This window comes from Crenothrix polyspora, from assembly GCF_900163755.1.
In the GTDB taxonomy this organism is placed as follows: domain Bacteria; phylum Pseudomonadota; class Gammaproteobacteria; order Methylococcales; family Methylomonadaceae; genus Crenothrix; species Crenothrix polyspora.
Genome location: NZ_FUKI01000145.1, coordinates 1 through 20,557 on the forward strand (window position 1 = coordinate 1; position 20,557 = coordinate 20,557).

Annotated in this window: 20 protein-coding genes; 3 read left to right on the plus strand and 17 right to left on the minus strand. The window is 41.8% G+C overall.

From position 1 onward, the window contains the following. Positions 1-87: 87 nt before the first annotated feature. The 13 genes from CRENPOLYSF2_RS14730 to CRENPOLYSF2_RS14795 form a co-directional block, all read right to left on the minus strand. Positions 88-612, minus strand: a complete 525-nt coding sequence (locus CRENPOLYSF2_RS14730) for a copper resistance protein NlpE (RefSeq protein WP_087144710.1) — start codon at positions 610-612, stop codon at positions 88-90. Between the two features lie 128 nt (positions 613-740). Beyond that, on the minus strand, positions 741-2,096 hold the full coding sequence (locus CRENPOLYSF2_RS14735; protein ID WP_087144711.1) for a coiled-coil domain-containing protein: 1,356 nt from the start codon (positions 2,094-2,096) through the stop codon (positions 741-743). Further along, a complete protein-coding gene (locus tag CRENPOLYSF2_RS14740) occupies positions 2,083-3,378 on the minus strand; it encodes a hypothetical protein (RefSeq protein WP_245808016.1) in 1,296 nt (431 codons plus the stop codon). The genes CRENPOLYSF2_RS14735 and CRENPOLYSF2_RS14740 overlap by 14 nt, the downstream gene beginning before the upstream one ends. A gap of 303 nt (positions 3,379-3,681) precedes the next feature. After that, the gene (gene glk / locus CRENPOLYSF2_RS14745; protein ID WP_087144712.1) at positions 3,682-4,686 is read right to left on the minus strand and encodes a glucokinase; all 1,005 of its coding nucleotides are present in this window, start codon (positions 4,684-4,686) and stop codon (positions 3,682-3,684) included. Beyond that, a complete protein-coding gene (locus CRENPOLYSF2_RS14750) occupies positions 4,683-5,144 on the minus strand; it encodes a DUF411 domain-containing protein (RefSeq protein WP_087144713.1) in 462 nt (153 codons plus the stop codon). The genes glk and CRENPOLYSF2_RS14750 overlap by 4 nt, the downstream gene beginning before the upstream one ends. 29 nt (positions 5,145-5,173) lie before the next feature. Continuing rightward, positions 5,174-6,241, minus strand: a complete 1,068-nt coding sequence (gene hemE, locus CRENPOLYSF2_RS14755) for a uroporphyrinogen decarboxylase (protein ID WP_087144714.1) — start codon at positions 6,239-6,241, stop codon at positions 5,174-5,176. Between the two features lie 450 nt (positions 6,242-6,691). Next, positions 6,692-7,774: a 3-dehydroquinate synthase gene (gene aroB / locus CRENPOLYSF2_RS14765; RefSeq protein ID WP_087144716.1), complete on the minus strand. Its 1,083-nt coding sequence runs from the start codon at positions 7,772-7,774 to the stop codon at positions 6,692-6,694. Continuing rightward, entirely contained in the window at positions 7,771-8,292 is a 522-nt protein-coding gene (gene aroK, locus CRENPOLYSF2_RS14770) for a shikimate kinase AroK (protein WP_087144717.1), read from the minus strand. The genes aroB and aroK overlap by 4 nt, the downstream gene beginning before the upstream one ends. Positions 8,293-8,364: 72 nt before the next feature. Then, positions 8,365-10,656 carry a type IV pilus secretin PilQ gene (locus CRENPOLYSF2_RS14775; RefSeq protein WP_087144718.1) on the minus strand — a complete coding sequence of 764 codons (2,292 nt, stop codon included), beginning with the start codon at positions 10,654-10,656 and terminating at the stop codon, positions 8,365-8,367. Positions 10,657-10,671: 15 nt separating this feature from the next. Beyond that, a complete protein-coding gene (locus tag CRENPOLYSF2_RS14780) occupies positions 10,672-11,229 on the minus strand; it encodes a pilus assembly protein PilP (RefSeq protein WP_087144719.1) in 558 nt (185 codons plus the stop codon). Positions 11,230-11,231: 2 nt separating this feature from the next. Then, positions 11,232-11,843, minus strand: a complete 612-nt coding sequence (locus CRENPOLYSF2_RS14785; RefSeq protein WP_087144720.1) for a type IV pilus inner membrane component PilO — start codon at positions 11,841-11,843, stop codon at positions 11,232-11,234. Further along, complete coding sequence (locus tag CRENPOLYSF2_RS14790; RefSeq protein WP_087144721.1) at positions 11,840-12,409, minus strand: PilN domain-containing protein; 570 nt, start codon at positions 12,407-12,409, stop codon at positions 11,840-11,842. The genes CRENPOLYSF2_RS14785 and CRENPOLYSF2_RS14790 overlap by 4 nt, the downstream gene beginning before the upstream one ends. Next, positions 12,409-13,473, minus strand: a complete 1,065-nt coding sequence (locus CRENPOLYSF2_RS14795; protein ID WP_087144722.1) for a pilus assembly protein PilM — start codon at positions 13,471-13,473, stop codon at positions 12,409-12,411. Before CRENPOLYSF2_RS14795 ends, CRENPOLYSF2_RS14790 begins: the two co-directional genes overlap by 1 nt. Before the next feature lie 312 nt (positions 13,474-13,785). Here CRENPOLYSF2_RS14795 and CRENPOLYSF2_RS14800 point away from each other — a divergent pair, with 312 nt between their 5' ends. After that, entirely contained in the window at positions 13,786-16,194 is a 2,409-nt protein-coding gene (locus CRENPOLYSF2_RS14800; protein WP_087144723.1) for a penicillin-binding protein 1A, read from the plus strand. A gap of 247 nt (positions 16,195-16,441) precedes the next feature. On the opposite strand, the gene rpmE is transcribed toward CRENPOLYSF2_RS14800, so the two are convergent. Further along, the gene (rpmE, locus tag CRENPOLYSF2_RS14805; RefSeq protein WP_087144724.1) at positions 16,442-16,642 is read right to left on the minus strand and encodes a 50S ribosomal protein L31; all 201 of its coding nucleotides are present in this window, start codon (positions 16,640-16,642) and stop codon (positions 16,442-16,444) included. 91 nt (positions 16,643-16,733) lie between these two features. On the opposite strand from rpmE, the gene CRENPOLYSF2_RS14810 reads away from it, so the two are divergent. Continuing rightward, positions 16,734-17,501 carry an exodeoxyribonuclease III gene (locus CRENPOLYSF2_RS14810; protein ID WP_087144725.1) on the plus strand — a complete coding sequence of 256 codons (768 nt, stop codon included), beginning with the start codon at positions 16,734-16,736 and terminating at the stop codon, positions 17,499-17,501. A gap of 212 nt (positions 17,502-17,713) precedes the next feature. Further along, positions 17,714-18,517, plus strand: coding sequence for a hypothetical protein (locus tag CRENPOLYSF2_RS14815; protein ID WP_087144726.1), 804 nt, complete (start codon positions 17,714-17,716; stop codon positions 18,515-18,517). A 42-nt stretch (positions 18,518-18,559) separates the two neighbouring features. On the opposite strand, the gene CRENPOLYSF2_RS14820 is transcribed toward CRENPOLYSF2_RS14815, so the two are convergent. Genes CRENPOLYSF2_RS14820 through CRENPOLYSF2_RS14830 form a run of 3 tightly spaced genes read right to left on the minus strand, consistent with a single transcriptional unit; the run spans position 18,560 to position 20,546 of the window. Further along, positions 18,560-18,886, minus strand: a complete 327-nt coding sequence (locus tag CRENPOLYSF2_RS14820) for a nucleotidyltransferase domain-containing protein (RefSeq protein ID WP_087144727.1) — start codon at positions 18,884-18,886, stop codon at positions 18,560-18,562. Continuing rightward, positions 18,886-19,299 (minus strand): nucleotidyltransferase substrate binding protein, encoded by a 414-nt coding sequence (locus tag CRENPOLYSF2_RS14825; RefSeq protein WP_087144728.1) that lies wholly within the window; start codon positions 19,297-19,299, stop codon positions 18,886-18,888. The genes CRENPOLYSF2_RS14820 and CRENPOLYSF2_RS14825 overlap by 1 nt, the downstream gene beginning before the upstream one ends. A 17-nt stretch (positions 19,300-19,316) precedes the next feature. Next, entirely contained in the window at positions 19,317-20,546 is a 1,230-nt protein-coding gene (locus CRENPOLYSF2_RS14830; RefSeq protein WP_087144729.1) for an AmpG family muropeptide MFS transporter, read from the minus strand. Positions 20,547-20,557: the final 11 nt, after the last annotated feature.

The following is a 20,557-nucleotide window of genomic DNA, read 5'->3' on the forward strand; positions in this document are numbered from 1 at the left end:
GGATGCTCGGATAAAATTGAAAAAGCTTTATCCGACACTTAAAGAGTGACTAAGTACTAGCTAAAGCAAGGAGGTCAAGCACGTTCCTTAGTGAATATGCACTTGACGCGATTTGATCGTATCGCCTCTGCGTAAAGTATAACTTTCCTGATCACCTTTAATCGGCGTACCATCCGCGTTAAACTGAATCAGCGCTTCTTCGCTTTCAATATGATATTGCCGCACAGTTGAATCTTTGTGAGATGTTAATACCAGAATATGAGATTCATCATTCCAGGTATATTTTCCCTTTTCATAGAATTCCCTGGTTGATGCCTTGGCTGGCTGAGTCACCAATAAATAATTATTATTTTGTTTAAACGACAAGGTAGCCTTAATCCCCTCACAATCATCACAAGGCAAATAACCATAAAAAACACCACGAAACGCCTGTGTCTTTTCTAATGTATTTTCATGTCCAGCGTGTGGATTTTTGGTCAGTTCAAGCGCCTTAAGTGCTTGTTCCTGCATTTCCCTATCAGATGCAGCCATAGCAGGGTTAAACGCAAACAACACACCGCTGAAAACACACAACACCAAATTTTGTTTTAATTGTTTATGAAATGATCGCATTTAAATACCTTATTTTATAAAATGAATTGGATGGCTACTCATTATCGCTGTGAGTTTCGTTATATTAGTCGCTAACCGAACAAGATAGTTAGCATTAAAAGACGCAGTAATGAGACATAAGTAACACACTATAAATCACTGATTTTTGTTTCACGTATAGCACGCGCTAATTCAGCGCGTTGCTTATCCAAAACCAACCATTCAATTTCTTTATGTAAATAATTTTCTTTATACTTTGAGGCTTCAGCCAATAACTCCAACTCTTTACGTTCGGCATCTAGCTGCATTTCTTTCAACTTAGCCTGATGTTGTATTTTCTCAGCTTCTAATCGTTCTTGAATTTGTTGCTTTTCACGTTGATAAACTTCTTGCTCTCGGATTTCTGCCGCCAATTCATTTTGTTTTAAGCGCTCTTCCTGCTTAATTTTATCCGTCTGTAATTGCTCTTTCGCTAAATTCCATTTGGTTTGTTGGGTTTCAAATATTTTTATTTCCGCATCCAACTCTTGCTCTTTCAAACGACTATCGTGCTGTATTTTATTAGACAACAAACGTAATTCCAGCTCGTGCTGCTTGGGTTGTTGATTTAACAACATTTGCGTTTCTGTGTTTTGCTCCAACTCCCGTAACTGCTTCTCATGGCTTAATTTTTGCGTATGCAAACGGGCTTTTATTTCATATTCGTCGCTCAAGTGTTTTTCTTGCTCTTCTAACAATCGACGCTTATTTTCAGCCTGTAATGCCAGCTGTTGACGTTGTATTTCGTCTTCTTGCTGCATTTTTTCCAATTGTGTTTGCTTATGCTGTAAGCGCTGCACCTCCAGCTCTTCACTTTGTCGAAATAATTCTTGATTATGTTTCTCACGAAATTCAAAATTCTTTTTTAAGACATTAAAATATACGGTTTCCTGAGCAAATTTACCATCCAGCATCGCATCATCGGTCAGCTCTTCAAAAAAGGGTTTCAATGCACACGTTGTCCGACATTGAATATGCTTTAGCAATAAGGTTTCGTTAATGATATTTTCAATCTTTTTTTCCAAATCTGCCAAGCCGGTCAGTATCCAATTACCATCTTTGGTACTGCGTAATTCAGCGTCAACAATATCTCTTATTAAACCCTCATAGCTGAGCGTAATATGGCGATTAATATCCAGTAAAGATTCCATATTACGCTGCGCGTAATTAAACGTGGCTTGAAAATGGATATTTAAACTGGTTTGCAAGGTACAAAAACCGCTGTACAACACAGTTTCCATATTAAGCTGCCATTCCTCGACCGGTAACGGATAAACGGTGTGAAAAAACCGCCGTATAAATTTTTGTGGCCGTAAATACAGCCGCGTGTACGTGCCAAACTTTGATAACACGACGCGTCGTTCAGCATCAAAACCCGGATCCCAAAAATCGTGTGCCGAAGGGTTTAACAAGTCATAGTTTGTTTGTGTCAGCCAATCATCCAATAATGATTTATTGTTGCTCATAGCGTACCTCGCTGGCTGACTGCACCGATTCAGCGTGAAAATTAGACGTTACGTCAGTCACCTGGGCTATTTTAAGAGCCTTGAGTTTTTCACTTAGTTTTTCAGCAATCAGCGGGTAAAGATTAGGCGCAAATTCAACAGAACGCGAGTCTATTTTACGCAAAAAACCACGGCTTAACAAAAAACCCACCGCAAACATCCGCGACCAATCCGAATAACGTCTCGCCTTTTCTATATCAGATTTTTCAATGACTATCTCAAGCTCATCGTTGGCATTGATTCGAAATTCACTAAACTGTTTAAGACATTCAAAAACCAGCTCTTGTTCGTCCTCGTTTAAAGGCCCAGGCGCAGTAAGCTCCATGCGGTATGACAATAAAAACGTGAAGAAATCAACCATGCCCGCACATAAAAATGCAAATAACGAAAAATTATTCCACATGGCAAACGACGGTGTCATACCTTGAGCAAACTGCGAATAAGGCATCATCACTGGCGCTTGTGGTACCGTGTAACCACTGTTAGCGGCCATTTGATTAGATTTGAGCTGAATTTCCTGTAATCCAGAAACCATTTTTTTATAGTTGTTTTGAGCGTCATCATCCAGCTGATTTAAATTAATTTGCAGCTTTCTTATGTCATCATCAATTAACTGGAAGCTTTGCTCCAGCTGTTTAACTTGCTGTTTTTTAGCCAAATGTATTTGGTTGTAATGCTTCCAAAATTTACCCGTACCCACAACATTTCTGTATGCAGGAGAAACTTGTGGATGCGTCCCAAAGTAAGCTTGCGATTCTTCTGCGGCAAGCTTGTCCAGCTCAACTTGTTGTTGCTTTAGCAAACCTGCTTTAGAACCTAACACCGATACCAGATAATCGTTAACTTCTTTTTGTACTGATTTTACCCGTGTAATATGAATAGTTTCACTTTCGGAAATTTCATAAAATTTAAAATAAGAAAAAGTAATAGACGCAGCGATTGCTACCAACAGCGATAAAAATACACTTAAAAAACGCATCCGGTTGGCTTTCCAATGGATGCCGGCAATTTCGAGTGAACAAATAACAATAATGGACTGAATTGCAATGGTAATAATCAATGCAATCCACGGGGTAATAAAATGCGACATGCCGTAAAAAGTGGTAAATCCCGATGCAACACTGAGCATCAGAACAATGGGGATAGACCATATTCGTAGCATACCAACGAAAAGCGTTTGAGCACGATTAATTAAAGCACCCAGACCACCACTGCTATTTTTTAGTTTGTTATTTAGTTCCATCGCCGTTACTTTTTTATAATTTTAGCGACACACTCATATAAAACTCTAAAGCGATTATATAAATGCAATGAATTACACAAAAATCCAGTCTATTTGATTACTGAAAAAAATGCAATCAGGGACGAACTCTAACGAATCCTGTTTTCGTATTTGCATTAATTTATCGTTGTCAGTGTTGCGGGTTGATTTTGGCGTGTAATACTGCTGCGCCTTAATTGATGAGATGAAATTTACTAAATTTTAACTATGTATTCAACACTGCAAAAATATTTACTTAAAATATGTAACCTGCAAGATTGATTATCAAATCGAATAAATTTCAGTATGCGGCCTGCCAGATGCATAATTTAACGCACCTATCAAAGCCACATCGGGCTCCAGACAGACTTTAACAGATAAACCCTGTAACATTTTTCTGCAGCGACCTTTGGCAAGAAAACCCTCCATAAAATGCCCAGCCTGCAATACCGGCAATATCTTACCAGCAATGCCACCCGCCAAATACACACCCGCGTAAGGTAAACATTTTAAGGCCAAATTACCGGCTTCTGAACCATACAGCTTACAAAACAGCCGCACGGCTTCCGTACATAACGCATCTTGACCTGCAACACCGTTTTCACCAATAACCGCTGCGGCATCGTGTTCCAGCAACTGTTGTGCAATACCTGCATTAGCACTGGCATAAGCTGATTGTTCCAAAAATTGGTAAATACTCACCAAACCCTCTCCAGAAACCAAGCGCTCATAGCTTACGTGTTCAGGATATTTGGTAAGCATAAACTGAAGTAAAGCAATTTCTTGTGCATTGGTTGGCGAAAAATCGCTGTGTCCACCTTCGGTAGCAATAATATGATAGTGAGTACCATCATAAGCCATAATTGCCTCACCTAAACCGGTTCCTGCAGCAATCACGGCGTGATTACCCTGCAAAAATACGGCACTGGGATTTAATTCAACAAAGTTTTGTTCAGGTAATGCCAGCAATCCCCAGGCAGTAGCTTCCAAATCATTTAATAAGACGACCTGTTTTGCACCCGCGCACGCACCAATTTCGCTACGACTTAACAGCCACGGTAAATTGGTAGCATGGCAATCACCATTAATAATAGGCCCTGCCACACCAATGGCAACAACACTCACTTCAGGCCACTGTGCTGCATTCAAAAATGTCCGCAATAAATCGTTAAACGATGCAAAATCAGCACTGGCATAGCGCTGTTTTATAACACGCTGATAACCCTCTGTATCGGCAGTGAATAACGCCAAAATAGTTTTTGTACCACCCACATCACCCGCAAGAATCACTGCTCACCTTTATAATGGGTAAATACTTCAGTGTGTTGTTTATTGTCGAAACTGACAACATCATATGCGTCTTTTTTGCCACCCATTTCCATACCTGGCGTACCCACGGGCATACCCGGAGCGGATAAACCCACAACGTGTGGTTTAGTTTTTAATAAAGCAACAATATCTTCAGCTGGCACATGGCCTTCAATAACATAACCATCAACAATCGCCGTATGGCAAGAAGCCAGTTCTGGCGTAATACCGTGTTTGTTTTTCAGCGTTTGTACATCGTCGGTAACATTATCTTGCACAACGAAGTTATTTTGCTTTAAATGCTCTACCCATTTGCCACAACAAGTGCAGCTAGGGCTGCGGTATACCACAATATCCGTCGGTTTAGCAGCAGCTTTTGCACTAATTTGAACATTCACCGCAAGCAAACTCACCGCTACTAATAATTTTATTATTTTCATCGCAGAATCCTCTCTTACTATCGAAAACATTAGGATTGATGATATACCCTGCTGTACTCATGTACAGCATCAACCATCACTTTTACATGCTCAGGGTTCATGTCCGGCAAAATGCCGTGCCCCAAATTAAATACATGACCAGAACCTGTACCATAGCCGTGTAAAATAGTTTTAACTTTTTCAATGATATCATCCGGCTGCGCGTACAAATATACCGGATCCATATTGCCTTGCAAAGCGACACGATCACCCACCCGCGCTCTGGCTTTATTGATGTCAGTTTGCCAATCTAAACCCAAGGCATCGTAACCTGCATCGGCCATATCTTCTAGCCACAGACCACCGCCTTTGGTAAACAATAAAGCAGGAACGGGCTGACCATCATGCGAAGTCTTCAGTAAAGATCGCACTTGTTTGGCGTAATATAACGAAAACTCAGCATAATCTTCGGTCGTTAATACGCCACCCCAGGTGTCAAACAGCATAACCACTTGAGCGCCAGCTTCAATTTGCGCGTTAAGATACGCCGCTACCGATTGCGCTAATTTATCGAGCATAATGTGCGCGACGGCAGGTTGCTCGTAAATTAGACCTTTAACTAACCGAAAAGTTTTGCTACTACCCCCCTCTACCATGTAAGTTGCCAAAGTCCAAGGACTGCCAGAAAAACCAATCAACGGCACAGAACCTTGCAAAGTCTTACGAATTAATCGCACTGCGTCCATGACATAGCGTAATTCAAGCTCAGGATCAGGAATCGGCAATTTATGCACATCGGCCACCGTTCTGATAGGTTTGTCAAACTTAGGGCCTTCGCCTTCGGTAAAGCGCAACTCAAGACCCATTGCATCAGGAATGGTCAGAATATCGGAAAATAAAATCGCAGCATCAAAATCAAAACGCCGCAGTGGCTGCATAGTCACTTCGCACGCCAGCTCAGGATTGGTACACAGATTTAAAAAGCTACCGGCTTGCTCTCTCACTTTCCTGTATTCAGGTAAATACCGGCCTGCCTGCCGCATCATCCATACCGGTGTTTGTTCAACAGGTTGTTTTAACAATGCTCTAATAAAAGTGTCGTTTTTTAATGTCGTCATGATGATAGTGCTATACGATGGGGTGTTGGTTGGATTGCCTGCTTTGGCAACTCAGTATTTACAGCGACAAGCTACCCAATTAAGGCAGGACACGGTGCAAAGCTTAACCGTTCGCCCTGAGCCTGTCGAAGGGTGGGCGGTTAAGCCGATCATGGTTCGACAAGCTCACCACGAACGGCTTAACCTGAAACTGTCCCGCCTTAAGTGGGTAGCCCAGCGACAGAATTGGTGAGCTGCAAAAAATAGATCGCTCAACCTACTGTATTATCAGCTATCAACTTAACACGGGACAAAAAATAATAACATTCACGTAGGTTGGACTGCCTGCTGTTTGGCAACCCAACATTTATAATGCTTTGGAAATTTTGGGTTGAGAAAAGCGTTCAACCCAAGCTACATTTTGTCCCTTATTAAGCGGGGTAGCCGTATTATCCTGTCTTAGTGATAATTTTAGTGCCTACCATAGCTGTTAAGCGTTTGTTGCAACAACGAACTTTCTACATCAATAGGTAGCAACGCTGCGCCGATTGTTTTTAACAAAATGACTCGAATTTGACCATCAACATTTTTTTTGTCAACCGCCATGAGTTCTAAAAACTGTTCGGTGGTCATTTGTGCGGGCGGTATTACTGGCAATCTAGCTTTCATAAACAGACTGATAATTCTATCCACATCAGCCTCTGTTAACCAGCCTTTGCGCCTGGACAAATCAGCCGCCTGACACGTACCAATCGCCACTGCTTCGCCGTGTAAATAATGCCCATAACCACTACCGGTCTCGATAGCATGACCAAAGGTATGGCCTAAATTAAGCGTTGCCCGCACGCCAGATTCCGTTTCATCCTCGGCAACAATATGCGCTTTGTTAACACAGGATTGCTCTATCGCATAAGCCAAAGCGGTTTTATCCCTAGCCAATAACGCTTCCATGTTATTTTCCAACCAGACAAAAAATTCAATATCTCTGATCAAGCCGTATTTAATCACTTCGGCAAGACCTGCCGATAACTGACGATCATCCAGCGTATCTAATACATCGGCATCGGCAATCACGCATTGCGGCTGATAAAACGCGCCGATCATGTTTTTACCCAAGGGATGATTCACACCGGTTTTGCCACCCACAGAGGAGTCAACTTGCGCTAACAATGTGGTGGGAATTTGAATAAATGCAATACCACGCTGATAACACGCCGCAGCAAAGCCACCCATATCACCGATAACCCCGCCGCCTAAAGCAATCAAGGTGGCGTTACGGCTAAATTTGGCAGCCAGTAATTTATCAAAAACCGTAGATAAGGTGTCTAAGGTTTTAAATTGCTCGCCATCGGGCAAAATAAGGCTTTCGACGCGGTAATCTTGCAGTTGATTTAATACCGGTTGCAAATACAGGGCTGCCACCGTATCGTTAGTAACCACCAATACTTGGGTAGATTTAATGTGCTGGCGAAAAATATCGGGTTGCGCCAATAAACCGGAGCCAATATAAATGGGGTAGCGCCGCGCACCCAATTCCACGGTTAATGTCTTCATAAATTCGAGCGGTATTCTTCCAAAATGCGCGTGACGATAGCTTTACTGGGCATCATGCCGGTATCAATTTTAAAATCAGCACAGGCTAAATACAAAGGTTCGCGTTGCGCTTGCAAGCCTTCCAGTCGCTGCCTGGGATTTTCGGTTTGCAATAACGGGCGTTGGTTATCTTTGCGTGTGCGCTCTAAAATACGATCAATAGGACATTGCAAATATACTACAAAACCATTCTCTTGCAAAAGCTTACGATTAGCTTCTCGCAATACCGTGCCGCCGCCAGTTGCTAATACAACGCCTTTTAATTTTGTCAGTTGCTGCAACATTTTTTGTTCGCGCTCACGAAAACCTTCCTCACCTTCAAATTCGAAAATAGTGGGAATATCTACACCGGTACTTTCTTCAATGGCTTTATCGGTATCATAAAAAGGCAATTTAATAGCTTTCGCCAGCTGCCGACCTATTGTCGTTTTTCCTGTACCCATAAGGCCTATTAAATATATATTCTCTCGTCGCACGATAGGTTATTTTTAGGAAATTAATCAATTAAAAAAGGGGGCATTATGCCCCCTTTTTGTCTCAAGTAGAAGCGATCAATCTTTTATCGTATTATCTGTGATAATTTTTGGTGTGATAAAAATCAGCAACTCTTTTTTATTGTCCTGTTTAGCAGTTTTCTTAAACAAGAAACCCACACCAGGTAAGTCGGCAAAGAACGGGACTTTATTGGTCGTATTTTGCTGTATCCCTTCAAAAACACCGCCTAGCACGACTGTTTCACCGTTCATAACATGCACGTTAGTGCTAATTTGCCGCGTATCAATACCGATACCACCTGGAGTAACCTCACCAGGCGCATCTTTAGTGATCTTTAACTGCATGACAACACTGCCACTGGGCGTGATTTGCGGCAACACATCCAGTTGCAACGCAGCATCAACCAACTGGGTTTGCGTACCGTTTTGACTCACGGTTTGATACGGAATTTGCACACCTTGTTTAATGCTGGCCTGACAACGATCAGAGGTCATTACACGCGGGTTAGACACCAATTCGCCAAGCCCTTGATCTTGTAAGGCAGACAACTCAAGATTTAATACGTAATCCGCACCTTTAACTAAAGTCAACGCCAATGCACCACCACTGCCTGCCGCTACCGCCGCACCCAAATCGACCAGCGTATCATTAATCTTTACGTTTGAATCCCCACCGCTTAGAGTACCTTTTGTACCTTTAGTGCCAGAGATTGCTCCCCCACCACCAATACCAAATTCAGTTTGACCAGGCGTACCGCCCAGTGCCGCTGCACCAAATTTAACCCCCATTTGCTTGGCAAATGTATTGGTAGCAATAACAATTCTTGATTCAATCATCACTTGACGCACCGGCACATCAAGCTTGCGAATCAATTTTTTAGCCTCTTCCAAACGTTTTGTGGTTTCTCGAACAATCAAGGTATTGGTTCTGGCATCCACTACCGCAGAACCGCGTGATGACAAAATTTTAAACTGTTCATTTTGACCTTGCCCAGTAGAATTACCACTGTTTAGTTGGTTCTGTCCTGGAACAAGACCCACTGCGCCAATATTGCCTAAATTAGAACTTGAGCCAGAACCACCAGACGCAGTACTCGCACCACAACTGCCAAAGGCACCGGTATCTTGACCATTTAACAAATTACGAAAGTTTTCAGCTCTGGCGTAGTTAATCTTAATATATTCGGTAATTAGCGGGTCTAACTGCTCAACAACCGCTTCTGTTTCTTTTTGCTTTTCTTTGTATTCTTTAATTTTACCAATCGGTGCAATAAGCGTGACATTGCCGGTTTCAAATTTTTCCAGACCTTTGGTCATCATAATGAAATCCAAGGCTTCATCCCACGGTACATCATCTAATTTTAAGGTAATTGTACCAACAACCTCATCACCGGCCACCACGTTCTGGCCAGTAAATTCGGCCAAAATTGCAATCACACTGCGAATATCAATGTCCTGAAAATTTAATGATAATCTGTCGCCCGTGTATTTTACGCGTTTATTATCCAGCACTTCTTTTTCAGCAGAGGTTAGCGGTCTAAACTCAATCGTTAATAAACCATCCGCCTGAAACAAGGAATAATCATATAAGCTATTTTGCAAAGACATAGTCACTGTCGTCTCACGACTGGACGTATTTGCCTCAATATATTTAACCGGCGTGCCAAATTCAGACACATCCAAACGCTTAGCCAGGTTATCCGGCAAACGGGTATTAACAAAACTGACCACCACTTTACCGGCTTCTTCTCGACTATTAACAATCGTATTAGGATTTGCTAAAGCAACCAATATTCGCCCCTCACCGTTATCACCACGTTTAAAGTCAAGCCCACTAATAGCTTGCTCTGGCATTAGCGTGTTAATGGCTGAGTGGGTATCTTGTTCAGGGTAATAAGGTTTGGCGGTACTTGTTACAGCCGAACCTGCGCTATTGAGTGTCAACAATATTTTATTGCCCTCGATCGTGGTTTCAAAGGGCGTGGCTTCCATTAAATTAACAACAATGCGTATTCTATCCGCCGCTTCTGCCACATACACACTGCTGACAGCACCTTGATTAATAGGATACATTTTTTTAGCAAGCGCACTTTTAACACCGGTTAAATCCATGGCAATTCTGGCTGGATTATCGGTATGAAATACTTTAGGCGTAACCGCAGCACCACTTAATTCCAGCTGTATTTGCAGCTTGCCACCCGATACTGTCGCAACATCAATATTGGTAATAGTAAGATCACTTGCTGCAGCCGCTGTCATCTGAAACAGCATTAAAAAAACAATCAAATAATGTGTGCTTAAAAAACACCGCGCTATACCCACCATTGTGTCACCTTGTTTATTCTCCATTATTTTTCCTCACAATTAGTCTGCTAACGCTAATGAAGCCTGTTGCTCACGCCAGGAACCAGGTTTATCAGGCACTATTTCCATAATTTCAACTTTATCCGTAACAATACGTATAATTTTTCCATAGTTTTTCCCTATATAATTACCCACCTGAACACGATGAACAGTGCCATCACTGGCTTTTATTAAACCCCATAAGCTTGCATTCATAACCACAGTACCCACCATTTTTAAACCATCCAAAGGAAAAGCTTCTAACTCCTCCTTACGGCGACTGGTATCCGGTTTTATACCATTAGACTTTGCAATTTCAGCCTCTTCTTCTTCGGGTTGCTCCAAGGGCTGAAACGGATCACGTAAGCCGTCAGGCTTAAACATATAAGGTTCAACATTCTTAATGGCAGGCAATTGTTCAATAGGGCCTTTCGGTCTGGCTTTAACGTCTGCGATGTATTTTTGCAACTCGGTAAAATCCTGCTCAGCACAACTTGTCAACAAAATCGCACAAACAGCAGAACTCATGCTTAATCGCACCCAATGGCGCAAAGACAACCTTGATATATCATGCGACATGGCTAGCCTCTCTTCCTGTTAACCGCCGCACCATCGCTGTTTGTGCTACCTTCGTTATAGGTCTTAACGACTGCATTCATCATCATAGCGCCATCTTTACCATAGGGCACAATGTTGACATCATGTACGGTAACAATACGCGGCAACGATGCCAAGCCACTGACAAACATACCTAACTCCTCGTATTTACCTATTACTTGAATACTGATCGGCAATTCAGAATAGAATTCTTGCTTAACAGGTCCACTGGGTCTAAACAACTTAAACTCCAAACCACTGGCTAAACCCGTTTGTGAAATATCAATCAATAAACTGGCCACCTCTTCTTCCGTGGGCATTTGCCGGATCATCACTTCCAATGACGATTCAATATCACTGAGCTGTTTTTGATAATCACGCAGATTAACGGCTTTTTTCTGCTTAGATTCGAAAGTAGTTCGTAATTCCTGCTCTTTTAGTTTGATGGCATCAAGACTGTCCAAACGATCCAGCGTGAACATATAAACACCACCCGCTGCAACCAACGCGCATACCAACAAAGTCGCCACTGCTTTAATCGGCAAAGGCCACGTCCCCGCCGCATTAATATCCCAATTAACGTCCGATAGGTTCATTTTACTGCCTCGGTCTTAGCATGTTTTTGGCCTAAAGTAGCGTGTAGCACAAAATCACTTAATTGATCTGTCGTGCCTGCATTAGATATTTGGATCACGTCAAGCCGTGGCCCTCCAAGCCACGATGACACTTCAATTGCCCGCATAAAGGCAGAAACCCGTGCATTTGATTGCGATTTGCCTTCAAAAATCAGCTCTCTACCAACTTGCGTAAATTTGGATAGAAATACGCCATCGGGAGTAGATTTAGGAATTTCATCAAATAAATGCACAATTTCTGGACGACTTTCTTGCAGCTTATGAATCAAATCAATTTTTGACAGCAATTTACTTTTTTTCTCTTCAATAGCCCTGATTTCAATAATTTTTTTATCCAATGCGACTATTTCATCTTCTATGAATCGGTTTCTTTGCTCTTGATAAGACTTTAAGCTATCTATATGAACATGAACACCTAAAAGAATTGCACCGGTTACTAACGCAGCAGCGGCCATTGCCGAAAAAAAATCTCTTTTCTTTTTTTTACGAAGCTCATCACGCCAAGGCAGTAAATTGATTTTTGCCATCAGTCAAAACTCCTTAATGCTAAGCCACAAGCCAACATCATCGCAGGCGCATCATTACTCAGGGTTTGCGGTTTTACCTTGCTCGCCAACGTCATATCGACAAAAGGATTGGCAATATACGCCGTTACCCCTAAGGTTTGCGACACCAGCTTTTCTATACCCGGTATAGAGGCACAGCCGCCCGCTAGAATAATACAATCAATATTTTTATTGGCACTTGAAGACACGAAAAACTGTAAGGAACGGGCAATTTGCTGCACGACTGCACGCTTAAACGGCTCTAGCACATCAGTCATATAATTTTCTGGTAAACCACCGTGTTTTTTTGCCAAACCGGCTTCTTCCCACGACAAACCGTAACGCCGTTGAATTTCTTCTGTCAGTTGCTTACCACCAAATACTTGCTCACGGGTATACACCGTATGACCATCGTGAAGTACGTTTAAGGTCGATAAGGTAGCGCCTATATCAGCTATAGCCACTGTTTGTCCTGTTGTTGAGCTGTGTATTTGTGCGGACAACAAGCCAAAAACGTTCTCCATTGCAAACGCTTCTACATCAACCACTTTGGCTTTAAGCCCTGCTTTGACCAGTGCTTCAACACGGTCATCAACATTATCTTTCCGAGAAGCCGCCAAGATAACATTCACCATGTCAGGGTTGTGTTCATTAACGCCTTGTACCTCAAAATCAAGACTGACCTCATCAAGTGCGTAAGGCACATACTGATCAGCCTCAATCATAATTTGCTCTTCAACCTCATCATCGGTTAACGCAGCGGGCATAGTAATTATTTTAGTCATCACCGCCGCACCAGAAACTGCAACAGCGGCATATTTAAGCCGAGTTCCCGAATGCTTAACGGCCAGCTTTATTGCATCCGCAATAATGTCGGTACTAATCGTGGCCTTATCAATAATACCCGTTTGCAATACTAACGGGGCAACCGCGTAACTCTCTACTTTATAACGATTACCCGACTTACTTAGTTCCAGTAGCTTTACCGCTACCGTACTAATATCAAGCCCCAGTACCGCATTTTGCTTACCTCCAAACCACTTCATGCAACAATCCTTAAAACGTGATAATTAATTGGCTAATGACGGTTAACATGTTTAATTTTATCTTTAAATCAGTAAAAAAAATTGGCATTTGAAGTATAGTTGCGTTTTTTATTTTAAAAGTAAAAATATTCAATTTATTTGTTTGTTGGCCATGTTGCTCTATACTGCCTACCAAACTGGCACATGGAATGCTTACACTGAAAATAAAACCTTTTTTATGTAAGACAACGACTCATAACAAGGTTTTTATATTTTTTAATTCATCATCAAGCACTCTACTTCTGACAACATCAAATTTCACTGGAAAGACTTGTGGCAATAAAAATATCAAGCGGAAACACTTTAAAATTATTGGCGACCGTCACTCTAATAGCAGGAATTTCTGGTTTTTTATTTTATAAACAATTGCTTGTTAGCTTGCCTGATACGTCAACCTTGCAAAATGTCGAATATCAAACACCACTTAATATCTACAGCAAAGAAAAGCTATTAATTGCACAATTCGGTGGCAACAAACGCATTCCATTAGCCATTGATCAAGTCCCTAAACAACTGATTAATGCATTTTTAGCTTCTGAAGATGATAATTTTTATGAACACCCTGGCGTAGACTATAAAGGCTTGGTGCGTGCGGTTCTTCAGCTAGCACTGACCGGTAAAAAAAGCCAAGGTGGCAGCACTATTACCATGCAAGTTACTCGTAATTTTTTCTTGAGTAACGAAAAAACCTACACGCGTAAATTAAAAGAAATTATTCTGGCATTAAAACTTGAGCGGGAATATTCAAAAGATAAAATTCTTGAGCTATACCTCAACCAAATTTATATGGGGCACAGTGCGTACGGTGTGGTCGCGGCCACACAAACTTATTACGGTAAGCCATTGAATAAGTTATCGCTTGCCGAACACGCCATGATTGCTGGCCTACCGAAAGCACCGTCGGCTTACAACCCCATTACCAACGAAAAACGCGCACTGACAAGACGCAATTATGTTTTACACCGTATGCTTGAGCTTAAAAAAATCAGCCCAGCAGAATATAACGATGCCATCAAACAACCTTCTACGGCAAAGTTACAATATTCGTCTTCCGATGTTGCAGCTCCTTTTGTTGCAGAAATGGTAAGACAGCAATTATTTGAACAATACGGTGAAGGCGCTTACACATCAGGTATGAATGTTTATACAACCATTAGCGCTCCCTTACAAAAAGCGGCTGACCAAGCATTACGTCATACGCTGCACAGTTATGACGAGCGTCACGGTTATAAAATATCCATCGCTGACACCAGCAAAAATATTAAATTTACTGATATGCCGGTTATTGGTGATACATATCCCGCCACAATTGTAAGCTTATCTAATCAAAAAGCCACAGCACGATTACAAAATAATACACTAATTGATGTTGCATGGAAAAATAGTAGAGCAACCGGTACTATCAGAAAAACGCTAAAAGTAGGGGATATTCTGAGTGTGCGGCAATTAAAAAATGATAACTGGGCCTTTACGCAAGCACCTAAGGTAGAGGGAGCATTTGTGGCTTTAGATCCTAAAAATGGCGCTATTTTAGCATTGGTCGGTGGTTTCGACTTTACCCGTAATAAATACAATCGCGCCACACAATCAAAAAGACAACCCGGCTCTGGCTTCAAGCCAGTCATTTATACGGCCGCCTTAGAACACGGCTATTCTCCTGCCAGCTTAATTAATGATGCACCCATCGTCATACGGGATAAAAGCCAAGAAAATGACTGGCGACCTGAAAATTACAGCAAAAGATTCTACGGCCTAACCAGTATTAGAAAAGCCATTACTTATTCGCGAAACATTGTTTCTATTCGCTTATTGAAAGAAATGGGCATTGATACCGGTATTAAAACCGGCTTGCGTTTTGGCTTTACAAAAGACCAGCTACCTAGAGGCTTGTCTCTAGCGCTCGGCAGTGGCCATGCTTCACCGTTACAAATGTCACGTTTTTTTGCCACTTTTGCTAACGGCGGTTTTTTGGTTGACCCTTATTTTATAGATCACATCGAAGCCAGTGACGGAAAAATAATCTTTAAAGCTAAACCAAAAACACCCTGCCCTAACTGCTCTGCCAAGCAAAAACCAAAGCCTACCCAAGCAACGCGGGTTATTTCGCCACAAATTAACTTTCTTATGAATTCATTACTGAGAGACGTGGTTCAAAAAGGTACTGCAACCGATGCGAAAGTATTAGGCAGATCAGATCTTGCTGGTAAAACAGGCACGACCAACGATCAACGCGATGCCTGGTTTAATGGCTTTACGCCTTCGATTGCAGCCAGCGCCTGGGTAGGTTTTGACAATTTTGCACCGCTGGGCAAAGTGGAAACCGGTGGCGTAGCCGCATTGCCCATGTGGATTGAGTTTATGCGCACAGCACTCAAAGGCACGCCAGTACAGCCTTTTATACCCCCAAAAGGCATCATTAAAAAAGGCGGGGAATTTTACCAATCCGATTATTCACCTAAACTATTGGCACAAGCAGGCACTGTTCTCTCAGAAGAAGGGGAAATAATATCTTCACCAAAGAAATCCAAAAGAAAAAGTAGCGCTAGCAAAAATTACTTCAACAACAGCGCAAGTACTAGTAAATCAAAACGCAAATCATCAACATCTAGCTCGGAAGCCGGTAACTCCCCACAACAAAATAAGCCAGCCACCGCTAAACCTGTAGTTGAGTCACTGTTTTAACGAACAAAACAGCTGACTATAAAACAGTGATGTTATTAACATCGCTGTTTTAATACGGCTGTACAATTGAAAAAATAAAGCGAGAGATCGCATATGGCTTATAACAAGCCAGCGTTACTATCTTATGTATTTTGAAATGATGAGAGCGAACTCACCCTAGGCAGAAAGTGCATTAACTGCTAAATCCTGCCAGGATTTAGTCTCTTATACTGCTTGACAATGCCAGAAGAAATCTGGCACAAACAAATTACTTGCCGTATTTTTTACGGAATTTATCAACACGACCTGCAGTATCGACAACGCGTTGTTTACCGGTATAGAAAGGATGGCAAGAAGAACAAACTTCTATCATCAAATCTTTGCCTAAGGCAGAGCCTGTTACAAATACGTTACCACAGCCACACGTCACGGTAATTTGCTTATAATTTGGGTGAATTTCTGGTTTCATATTACTTTCACATTACCCACAAACGGGCTACATACTTATTGAAGAACCTCGTATAATACGTCTTACCTAACAAAACCGCAACCCATTTTTTATGCGCATCATCAGTTTAAATGCCAACGGCATCCGCTCCGCAGAACGTAAAGGTTTTTTTACCTGGATGCAGCAACAAAATGCCGATGTTATCTGCTTGCAAGAAACCAAAGCGCAAATAAACCAACTCAGTGCCGAGCCGTTTTTTCCACAAAACTATCACTGTTTTTATCATGATGCTGAAAAAAAAGGCTATAGCGGTGTTGCGCTGTATTGCAAAACCCAACCCGATAAGGTTATTAGCGGCATTGGTAAAGCGGATTTTGATGCCGAAGGCCGCTTTATTGAAGCGCAATTTGGCAAACTAAGCGTTATTTCACTGTATTTACCCTCAGGCTCATCCGGTGAAGAACGCCAAGCGTTTAAGTTTAACTTTTTGGATTATTTTGCCATTTTGCTACAACAGCGCGGACAAGATGACCGACGCTATATTATTTGCGGCGACTGGAATATTGCCCACAAAGCCATTGATTTAAAAAACTGGCGCGGCAATCAAAAAAATTCTGGTTTTTTGCCGGAAGAACGCGCATGGATGGATAGTTTATTTGCTGAAGATCAGTGGATTGATGCCTTCAGAGTCATTAATCAAGAAGGCGATCAATACACCTGGTGGTCAAATCGTGGCCAAGCCTGGGCAAAAAATGTCGGTTGGCGAATTGATTATCAGATTGTCAGTGCTGCACTTAAAGATAAGATAATTAGCACTAGCATTTATAAAGACCAGCGCTTTTCCGATCATGCGCCGCTTATTGTAGATTATGATCTATAGTTAGCATACGGCATCATTAATAGCACACGACACTCTATCACTCGATGTTATTGAAAATACAGCGTTTTCACAGTTCAATAGTTACAGCGTAACCGTTCACACTGAGCTTGTCGAAGTGTGCCGTTCATGCTTCGACAAGCTCAGCACAAACGGTGGCTGTAACTGTCCTAAGTTGAAAACGCTGTACATGTATTTCACACATCGAGTTAAAAATGCTAAATATTGCGATAGAAGAATATCCTTTTGAAATTTTTATATTAATGGCACTAACCGCTGGCTTATTTTTTTTAAAGAAAAATAACAGCAAAAAAACAGTATTAACAAAACAAAAAATTTACTCTGGCAGCACATTACAAAGTCTTATTTATAAAACTTTTATTTTCCTAATCATTGCCTGGCTATTAAGTTATCTTTTTAACATATTAACATTAGTCAGTACGTCAACACCGCAATTTATAAACATTACGCTTATAGAATTAAAAGAAAATGGTATCCCTGTTAGTAGCTTTACAATCGTATCTATTTGGCTAGCTTTTTTAATGCACAGCATGTTGAACCTGAGCTTAACAGCTATTATTGGCAATCTGTTTACCAGCTTTATTTTCTCGTCTACGTATATTTATTTTAATATTCAACTCAGTTTCGCTACGATTATATTAGTATTTCTGTCGTATCATGATGTTGCAAACAGCGCTAGCTTTCTAATTTCATTTATCATTATATCCTTAGCCATTTTTACCAGCGTACTATTTTTTAAATTTAAAAAAGGCTTACTGGCAAAAATTAGAAACTATTACTTATCCACACCAATTGGCAATAGGACAACAAAAATAACCGAATTTTATGTAATTTGCGCACCTTATATTATATATTCTGTTTTATTCAGTATCACGCTATTAAGTAATGAATTTAACCTTGGTATCCAATTACTGATAGCACATTTGTTTTCATACTTCATTATTTACAAAATGTATCAGAGTGGCCACGATATAGGCTTTGATTACGACCCTTTTTAAAAGAAGCAATAGACTGACCGCATTGAACCAATGTCCTTAAAATTAACTGTCTTTGCCATATATCACCACCCCAACGCGATCAATATGCTCAATTAAATCAACATTGCTAAGCTGGGCGTACTGCGACAAGTCCACCGTATAAGGCAGCAATAAATCATCGATCTGATCTTCTATTTGCATGAATTCAGAAAACGCTATAATGCTGCCTTTGATAGTCAAATCGATATCAGAACCACGACGATAATTACCCTTAGCACGCGACCCATAAACCAGAACCGTATCAATGGCACTGTGCTGCTGAAAAACGCTGTTGAGCTTATCTAAAGTAACGTGTGGTAAGCCTAACTTAGCCGCTGTAACCACACACATTAAAAATATTTCTGCATTTCTATTTGTAAAATCTCAAACAGTGGGAAATACTCATTAATAATCGCAGTAACCAAGTGTTCGGCGGTCTGCTCATCATAGGTGTGCGAAGACGCATTCCTACTCTGGATCATCGCCATCCAGCGTTCGCCGTCTGCAATCAACTCGACCTTAAACGCCTCACGAGTAGCATCTTTTGAGCCTTTAATATCTTGATTACCCTGATCTTGCAAAAAATCTTTTAGGACATTCCAAGCCAACTCATGCGTGAACTCAAAGGCTTGAATAACACCTTGCTTCTCCAGCTTTGATAAGGCTCGCTGCTGACTAAGCACCACCGCGTCTTTAAGCTGAAGCAATGCCTTTTTATAGTTGGTAAAGCGTTGTTGCCAACGAATATCACGATCATTTATCATGTGAACCTTTAAAAACGCTAGTCTTTCGCATTCCACGGCGCAACCTTAACCAACAGTAACATACCAGGAATGGCCAAACCAAAGCAAATCAAGAAAAAGGTTTTCCAGCCCAGCGCTTCCACCATATAACCGGTGGCTGCATTAGCAAACGTACGCGGCACAGCCGCCAAACTGGTAAACAAGGCAAATTGCGTGGCCGTGTACAAAGGGTGCGTGGTACGCGCAATAAAGGCGACAAACGCCGACGTACCCAAACCGACACCCAAAGCCTCAACACCAATCACCACGGCTAGCCAGAGTGGATCATGCCCCACCATCGCCAGCCAGGCAAAACCTAAAATAGCCCCCATTTGCACCACACCAAAAATCCACAACGCGCGGTTGATGCCTAAACGGATCATCCAAATACCGCCTAATAGCCCACCAATCACACTTGGCCACAAACCGGCATTTTTGGCAATCAGGCCAATTTCGGTCTTAGTAAAGCCTAAATCCAGATAAAACGGGGTGGCAAGCGCGGTGGCCATGCTATCACCCAGCTTATAAAAAAAGATAAACGCCAAGATCAATAACGCGGGTTTTAGGCCACGGCTGCGAAATTCTTCAAATGGTTCAACCACGGCGGCTCTTAAAGTTTTCGGCGCACCTTTCAGCTCAGGTTCACTGACAAACAACGTCATCACAATGCCAGGCAACATAAATAACGCGGTAATAAGATACACGCTTTTCCAGGCGAAATGGTCGGCCAACACCAAAGACAAGGCACCTGGCACTAAGCTGGCAATTTTATAGGCGTTAACATGGATGGCATTACCCAGACCCAGCTCGGCTTCTAGCAATAACTCACGCCGATAAGCGTCCAGCACAATATCTTGTGAGGCACTAAAAAATGCCACTATCAATGATAGGTAAGCGATAGTCCATAAATCCAGCTTGGGGTTCAAATAGCCATAAGCAGGCAGGATAATCACCAAGGCGACCTGGGCAATCAGCAACCAGCCGCGTCTGCGACCTAAGGGGGGAATGTAGCGATCAAACAGGGGAGCCCAGATAAATTTCCAAGTAAACGGCAATTGGATGAGGGCGAATAAACCGATGGATTTTAAATCCACGCCTTCGGTGCGCAACCACGCAGGCACTAAACTGATAAGGATATACAGCGGCAAACCGGAGCTAAAGCCGGTGAATATGCAAATCAACATACGCCGATTGAAAAGCACTTGTTTGATATTTATTTTGTCCGTCATGGAATGTACGT

What these genes read in the sequence shown, in the direction of transcription:
- CRENPOLYSF2_RS14735 (WP_087144711.1), bottom strand. Translation starts at nt 2,096, where the DNA reads ATGAGCAACAATAAATCATTATTGGATGATTGGCTGACACAAACAAAC.
- CRENPOLYSF2_RS14810 (WP_087144725.1), top strand. Translation starts at nt 16,734, where the DNA reads ATGCGCATCATCAGTTTAAATGCCAACGGCATCCGCTCCGCAGAACGT.
- CRENPOLYSF2_RS14815 (WP_087144726.1), top strand. Translation starts at nt 17,714, where the DNA reads ATGCTAAATATTGCGATAGAAGAATATCCTTTTGAAATTTTTATATTA.
- CRENPOLYSF2_RS14820 (WP_087144727.1), bottom strand. Translation starts at nt 18,886, where the DNA reads ATGTGTGTGGTTACAGCGGCTAAGTTAGGCTTACCACACGTTACTTTA.
- CRENPOLYSF2_RS14795 (WP_087144722.1), bottom strand. Translation starts at nt 13,473, where the DNA reads ATGAAGTGGTTTGGAGGTAAGCAAAATGCGGTACTGGGGCTTGATATT.
- CRENPOLYSF2_RS14730 (WP_087144710.1), bottom strand. Translation starts at nt 612, where the DNA reads ATGCGATCATTTCATAAACAATTAAAACAAAATTTGGTGTTGTGTGTT.
- rpmE (WP_087144724.1), bottom strand. Translation starts at nt 16,642, where the DNA reads ATGAAACCAGAAATTCACCCAAATTATAAGCAAATTACCGTGACGTGT.
- CRENPOLYSF2_RS14775 (WP_087144718.1), bottom strand. Translation starts at nt 10,656, where the DNA reads ATGGAGAATAAACAAGGTGACACAATGGTGGGTATAGCGCGGTGTTTT.
- hemE (WP_087144714.1), bottom strand. Translation starts at nt 6,241, where the DNA reads ATGACGACATTAAAAAACGACACTTTTATTAGAGCATTGTTAAAACAA.
- CRENPOLYSF2_RS14740 (WP_245808016.1), bottom strand. Translation starts at nt 3,378, where the DNA reads ATGGAACTAAATAACAAACTAAAAAATAGCAGTGGTGGTCTGGGTGCT.
- CRENPOLYSF2_RS14830 (WP_087144729.1), bottom strand. Translation starts at nt 20,546, where the DNA reads ATGACGGACAAAATAAATATCAAACAAGTGCTTTTCAATCGGCGTATG.
- CRENPOLYSF2_RS14785 (WP_087144720.1), bottom strand. Translation starts at nt 11,843, where the DNA reads ATGAACCTATCGGACGTTAATTGGGATATTAATGCGGCGGGGACGTGG.
- CRENPOLYSF2_RS14750 (WP_087144713.1), bottom strand. Translation starts at nt 5,144, where the DNA reads ATGAAAATAATAAAATTATTAGTAGCGGTGAGTTTGCTTGCGGTGAAT.
- CRENPOLYSF2_RS14790 (WP_087144721.1), bottom strand. Translation starts at nt 12,409, where the DNA reads ATGGCAAAAATCAATTTACTGCCTTGGCGTGATGAGCTTCGTAAAAAA.
- CRENPOLYSF2_RS14825 (WP_087144728.1), bottom strand. Translation starts at nt 19,299, where the DNA reads ATGATAAATGATCGTGATATTCGTTGGCAACAACGCTTTACCAACTAT.
- CRENPOLYSF2_RS14780 (WP_087144719.1), bottom strand. Translation starts at nt 11,229, where the DNA reads ATGTCGCATGATATATCAAGGTTGTCTTTGCGCCATTGGGTGCGATTA.
- aroB (WP_087144716.1), bottom strand. Translation starts at nt 7,774, where the DNA reads ATGAAGACATTAACCGTGGAATTGGGTGCGCGGCGCTACCCCATTTAT.